The organism is Microbulbifer sp., from assembly GCF_051659245.1.
Lineage (GTDB): Bacteria > Pseudomonadota > Gammaproteobacteria > Pseudomonadales > Cellvibrionaceae > Microbulbifer.
Genome location: NZ_JBOFOC010000155.1, coordinates 1 through 5,102 on the forward strand (window position 1 = coordinate 1; position 5,102 = coordinate 5,102).

Annotated in this window: 6 protein-coding genes; 2 read left to right on the forward strand and 4 right to left on the reverse strand. The window is 61.4% G+C overall.

Annotated elements, in window-relative coordinates:
- Positions 1 to 137: 137 nt before the first annotated feature.
- Positions 138 to 368 carry a hypothetical protein gene (locus ACRC0P_RS15405; protein WP_438632192.1) on the reverse strand — a complete coding sequence of 77 codons (231 nt, stop codon included), beginning with the start codon at positions 366 to 368 and terminating at the stop codon, positions 138 to 140.
- Between the two features lie 64 nt (positions 369 to 432).
- Between ACRC0P_RS15405 and ACRC0P_RS15410 the strand changes: the two genes are divergently transcribed.
- Positions 433 to 1,554 carry an aminopeptidase gene (locus ACRC0P_RS15410; protein WP_438632196.1) on the forward strand — a complete coding sequence of 374 codons (1,122 nt, stop codon included), beginning with the start codon at positions 433 to 435 and terminating at the stop codon, positions 1,552 to 1,554.
- Positions 1,555 to 1,588: 34 nt separating this feature from the next.
- On the opposite strand, the gene ACRC0P_RS15415 is transcribed toward ACRC0P_RS15410, so the two are convergent.
- Genes ACRC0P_RS15415 through dtd form a run of 3 tightly spaced genes read right to left on the reverse strand, consistent with a single transcriptional unit; the run spans position 1,589 to position 2,655 of the window.
- The gene (locus ACRC0P_RS15415) at positions 1,589 to 1,942 is read right to left on the reverse strand and encodes a DUF5615 family PIN-like protein (RefSeq protein ID WP_438632193.1); all 354 of its coding nucleotides are present in this window, start codon (positions 1,940 to 1,942) and stop codon (positions 1,589 to 1,591) included.
- Complete coding sequence (locus tag ACRC0P_RS15420; protein WP_438632194.1) at positions 1,939 to 2,172, reverse strand: DUF433 domain-containing protein; 234 nt, start codon at positions 2,170 to 2,172, stop codon at positions 1,939 to 1,941. Before ACRC0P_RS15420 ends, ACRC0P_RS15415 begins: the two co-directional genes overlap by 4 nt.
- A gap of 45 nt (positions 2,173 to 2,217) precedes the next feature.
- Positions 2,218 to 2,655 (reverse strand): D-aminoacyl-tRNA deacylase, encoded by a 438-nt coding sequence (gene dtd / locus ACRC0P_RS15425; RefSeq protein ID WP_183457871.1) that lies wholly within the window; start codon positions 2,653 to 2,655, stop codon positions 2,218 to 2,220.
- Positions 2,656 to 2,743: 88 nt separating this feature from the next.
- Here dtd and ACRC0P_RS15430 point away from each other — a divergent pair, with 88 nt between their 5' ends.
- The gene (locus ACRC0P_RS15430; RefSeq protein ID WP_438632195.1) at positions 2,744 to 4,849 is read left to right on the forward strand and encodes a prolyl oligopeptidase family serine peptidase; all 2,106 of its coding nucleotides are present in this window, start codon (positions 2,744 to 2,746) and stop codon (positions 4,847 to 4,849) included.
- The last annotated feature ends 253 nt before the right edge of the window (positions 4,850 to 5,102 follow it).

The following is a 5,102-nucleotide window of genomic DNA, read 5'->3' on the forward strand; positions in this document are numbered from 1 at the left end:
GCCATCCGCCATGCCCGCGATCGGACTCTGTTCGCGGGCATGTCGGATGGCCGCCCCGCCGCTCCTACAAGGCTGAGCAGTTACCTCCTCTGTACTATTTCCCTCGGAAACGACACAAGGTTACGAAGGGGGGAATCTCAAAAAATTCCGGCTATGCTGATAAAAACCAGAGCCGCCGCAGCGGTCGCAAAAGGTTCGGCTTCCTCTTCCCAGCGAGGCAGCAGAAGCAGCAGCCCCAAGGGCGGCAGGAAAAATGCCAGCAGACCGGTAACCGTTCCCTGGCGGAAGCAGGCGCGCAGCAGGCTCAGCCAGCTGATTGCGGCGAAAGTCAGCGCAAACACGGTGAGTATGGCGGCCATGGGCGCCATGCCGGAACCCTCAACAATAATCGATGGAACAGGTAATAGAGTGTATAGCAGCTGTTATCGGCGATTGCCCCGGGCACTCATCATTTGCTCTCTACTGACAGCCGCTCTGTTAAGCGGCTGTGAAACGGCGGGATATTACACCCAGGCGGTGGTCGGACAGTGGCGCATCCTGGCCGCGCGCAAACCGATCGAGAAGGTGGCCGCTGCGCCCGGCATCGGCGAAGAACTGCAGGAGCGGCTGCGCCTGGTGCAGGATATTCGCGCCTATGCCGGCGCCGAGCTGCAACTGCCGGTGGGAAAGGCCTACGGCTCCTATGTGAAGTTGGCGGAGGACTTCCCCGTGTGGAATGTGCTGGCGGCGCCGGAGTTTTCCCTCTCCCCCAAGCGCTGGTGCTATCCCTTTATCGGTTGCGCCAGTTACCGCGGCTATTTCCGCAAGGCCGATGCCGAGGCCAAGGCGAAGGCACTGTTGGCCGAGGGTTATGACATTTATCTGGGCCCGGTGCCCGCCTACAGCACCCTGGGCTGGTTCGATGATCCGGTGCTCTCCAGTTTCGTCAACTGGTCGCCGGACCGGCTCGCCGGGCTGCTGTTCCACGAACTGGCGCACCGCCGGGTGTACATCTCCGGCGACACCACGTTCAACGAGAGCTTCGCCACCGCCGTGTCGGAACTGGCCCTGCCGGACTGGCGCCGCCGGCAGGGGTTGGATGGCGGGTCAGCTAACCGCCGCGCCCAGTCGATGGCGATCCGCCGGCTGATGATGGCCGCGCGCAAGCAACTGGAGCCGATCTACAAATCCCCCCTTGCCGACGACGAAAAGCGCGTCCTAAAGGCGGAAGTGCTGGAGCGGCTGCGTTACTGCTATGACCGGATGTCGATGGACTGGCCCAACGCCGAGCGCTACCGCGCCTATATCGGGAAGACCAACAACGCCACCCTGGCACTGGCGTCCGAGTACCAGTCCCTGGTGCCGGCCTTCGCGCAACTGTACCGGGAGTCCGGGGAGACCTGGCCGGCGTTCTACCAGGCGGTGGAACGGCTGGGGAAAGAGGACAAGAAAACCCGCGACCGGCGCCTGAAAGCGCTGGCGGCGCGCCATCAGGAATCCAGCGATCACGTCTCAAGTAAAAAGGTCACAGGGCCGTCGTTCGACAGCGAGACCTGCATGGCCGTGGATCTATGATTCCGCCGCGCGGGGGGGGTAACACTTATGCGCCTTACTCGCGGGATATAAGTCGGGTGGGAGCCAGTTCGACAAAGCTGGCGCTCTCGAAGGCGCGCACTATCTTATCGAGGTGTTTATGCCAGAGGGTCAATAGTTCTGTGTTGGACAGGTTGCCGGCAGAGATCAGCAGCAACCGGGCTGGAGTGCCTTTTATTTCGAAGCTGTATACAAAGTCGGCGTCCTTGGTGACCACGACCCGCGTCTCGGTGTCCGCAATAGCACAGATACGGGCGTCTGTGGTGCGGTTGCCCTCGGGCAAGTCCAGGGTATGGCGACTGTCATAGCCCTGCTCTTGCAGCCATAGCGACAGCCTGCGCGGCAACTGTGCATCGACCAGAAACTTCACGCCGCGAGGTCTTCCTGGCGATTGACTCTGGACAGCCTTGCGGCGTAGGCCAGTGTGGCACGGATATCGTCCGCCTCCAGATCCGGGTAATCCTTGAGAATCTCTTCCTGTGACATGCCTGCGCTAAGCCACTCCAGGATATTGGCTACCGGATAACGCATGCCTCTGATTACCGGCTTGCCGTGACAGATGGCGGGATCGATAGTGATGCGCGAGAGCAACTCGGTCATGACGTATCTCCAACAGTTCAGTTTGGCAGTATAAGAGTCGGACCGTCAGGTCTCCAGTAAAAAGGTAACCGGCCCGTCATTCGACAGCGAGACCTGCATGTCCGCGGCGAATATCCCGGTCTCCACCGGCGAGAACTGAGCGCGGGCGCGCCCGACGAAGTAATCGTACAGTTCCTCCGCCTGAGCCGGCGAGGCGCCGCGGCTGAAGCTGGGGCGCAGGCCCCGGGCGGTGTCGGCCACCAGGGTAAATTGGCTGACGATCAGCAGGCCGCCACCGGCCTGCTGCACGTTCAGGTTCATGCGCCCCTGCTCGTCGCCGAACACCCGGTAGTGCAGCACCTTGTGCAGCAGCTTGTCCGCGCTCTCGCGGTCGTCCCGCGCCTCCACGCCCAGCAGCAGCAACAGGCCGCGGTCGATGGAGCCGACAGACTCACCGTTCACGTCCACCCGCGCGTGGCTCACACGCTGAATCAATCCCCTCACCGCAAACGTCCCCCTGTTTCTGGAACCGGTATGAAAAATGCCATAGATTAGCCAACTGTTCGATGATGAGAAACCGGAAACACACGGTATGAAGAAACAGCTTCTGATCCTGGCCGCCAGCGCGCTGGCCACCGCCGCCACCCTGGCCGCGGACTATCCCGTTACCCCCAAACTGGAAAAGCGGGACAACTATTTCGGCACCCAGGTGGATGATCCCTATCGCTGGCTGGAGGAGGGGACCTCCAGTGCAGTGAAAGCCTGGGTGACCGCGCAGAATGATATTTCGCTGCCGCGCCTGAAGAAACTTCCCGGCTGGAACAAGCTGAACGAGCGGCTGGGGGAACTCTGGCAGTACGAGCGCTACAAAGTGCCGTTCAAAAAGGCCGGCAAATACTTCTACGAGTACAACGACGGCAGCTGGGACCAAAACGTCTTCTACCGCACCGACAGCCTGAAAAAAGACGGTACGGTAATGCTGGACCCGCGCAAGCTGAGCGAGGACGGCACCGTCGCCGCCAAGCGCTACCGGGTCAGCCCCAAAGGCCGCTACCTGGCCTACGGCACCTCCGACGGCGGCACCGACTGGACCGACTACCAGGTGCGCGACCTGAAGATCGGCCGGGACCTGAAAGACACCCTCACCGGCATCAAGTTCAGCGGCATCAGCTGGGCCGAGGACGAGTCCGGCTTCTACTACAGCCGCTATCCGTTCAACGACGATGGCAGCGCCGACGACAGCAAGCAGGTCTCGGTCTATTTCCACAAACTGGGCCAGCCCCAGAGCCGCGACCGGCTGATCTATAAAATCACCGACCACCCCACCCGCAACCCGGAAGCGGAATTGAGCCACGATGGCAACTATCTGGTGTTCAGCATCTTCGACGGCTATGACTCCAACGGCATCTACTACAAGGACCTGCGCAAGAAGAACGGCGAGGTGGTCCGGCTGCTGGACGACTGGGACGGTCTCTACACCTATCTGGGCAACAACGGTGAGACTTTCTATTTCCAGACCACCGCCAGCGCGCCCCTGGGCCGGGTGATCGCCATCGACCTGGGCAAGCCCCAGCGCAAACACTGGCGCGACCTGGTGCCGGAGCGGGAAAATGCCCTGCAGGAGGCATCGTTGATCGGCGGACGCTTTGTGCTGCACTACCTGCAGGACGCCAAGTCGAAAGTGGTGGTCACCGATACCGACGGCAAACAGCAGTACGAACTGAAATTGCCGGGCCTGGGTTCGGTATCCGGCTTCTACGGCGAGCCGGACGAGGCGGAGACCTTCTACTCCTTCAGCAGCTTTATCACCCCGCCGAGCATCTACCGGTTGAATGTGCAGACCGGGAAGAGCGAGCTGTTCAAGGCCCCGAAATATCCGGCGGATTTTGCCGACCTCACCGTCAGCCAGCACTTCTACAAAAGCAAAGACGGCACCAGGATTCCGCTATTTCTGGTGCATAAAAAAGGCCTGAAAAAAGACGGCAAAACCCCCACCCTGCTGTACGGCTACGGCGGCTTCAACGTGGCCATAGTGCCCGCCTTTTACACCCGCTTTGCCGGCTGGCTGGATATGGGCGGCACCCTGGCGGTGGCCAACCTGCGCGGCGGCAGCGAGTACGGCGAGGCCTGGCACCAAGCGGGCACCAAGGGCCAAAAGCAGAATGTGTTCGACGATTTTATCAGCGCCGCCGAGTGGCTGATCGCGGAGAAAATCACCTCGCCGGAAAAACTCGCGATCAGCGGCCGTTCCAACGGCGGCCTGCTGGTGGGCGCCACCATCACTCAGCGCCCGGATCTCTTCGCCGCCGCGCTGCCCGCGGTGGGCGTATTGGATATGCTGCGCTACCACACCGCCTCCGCCAACGCGCGCCAGTGGTCCAGCGATTACGGCCTGAGTGAAAACAAGGAGGAGTTCGAGGCCCTCCACGCCTACTCGCCAGTGCACAACACCGAAAAGGGCAAGTGCTACCCGCCCACCCTGATCACCACCGCCGACCGGGACGACCGGGTGGTACCCTGGCACAGCTACAAATTCGCCGCCGTGCTGCAGCGTGACCAGGGTTGTGACAACCCCATCTGGCTGGCAGTGGAAACCCGCGCGGGCCACGGCGCCGGCAAGCCGGTATGGATGCAGGTGGAAGACATCACCAACCAGTGGAGCTTCCTGGCCTACCATCTGGGCATGGAGACCGAGTAATCCATCCATATTAACTCTCCCCTCTCCCGCTTGCGGGAGAGGGGCCGGGGGAGAGGGCCCGGGACCGCGGAGCTCCAGCTCCGCAAGCGGGCCGCCACCGCGCCTTCTCGACTACTGTAGGAGATGTAATAAAGCGGCGAGCCAAGATCTAGCTCAGTAGGAGGTCAGTCCCCTAAACTGGTTGAGTTTTGAAACACAAGGTCGCTAAGCGCCTTAAACCAGAAGGGGACTGACATGAATAACTGTGGCATTG

What these genes read in the sequence shown, in the direction of transcription:
- ACRC0P_RS15430 (WP_438632195.1), top strand. Translation starts at nt 2,744, where the DNA reads ATGAAGAAACAGCTTCTGATCCTGGCCGCCAGCGCGCTGGCCACCGCC.
- ACRC0P_RS15420 (WP_438632194.1), bottom strand. Translation starts at nt 2,172, where the DNA reads ATGACCGAGTTGCTCTCGCGCATCACTATCGATCCCGCCATCTGTCAC.
- ACRC0P_RS15405 (WP_438632192.1), bottom strand. Translation starts at nt 368, where the DNA reads ATGGCGCCCATGGCCGCCATACTCACCGTGTTTGCGCTGACTTTCGCC.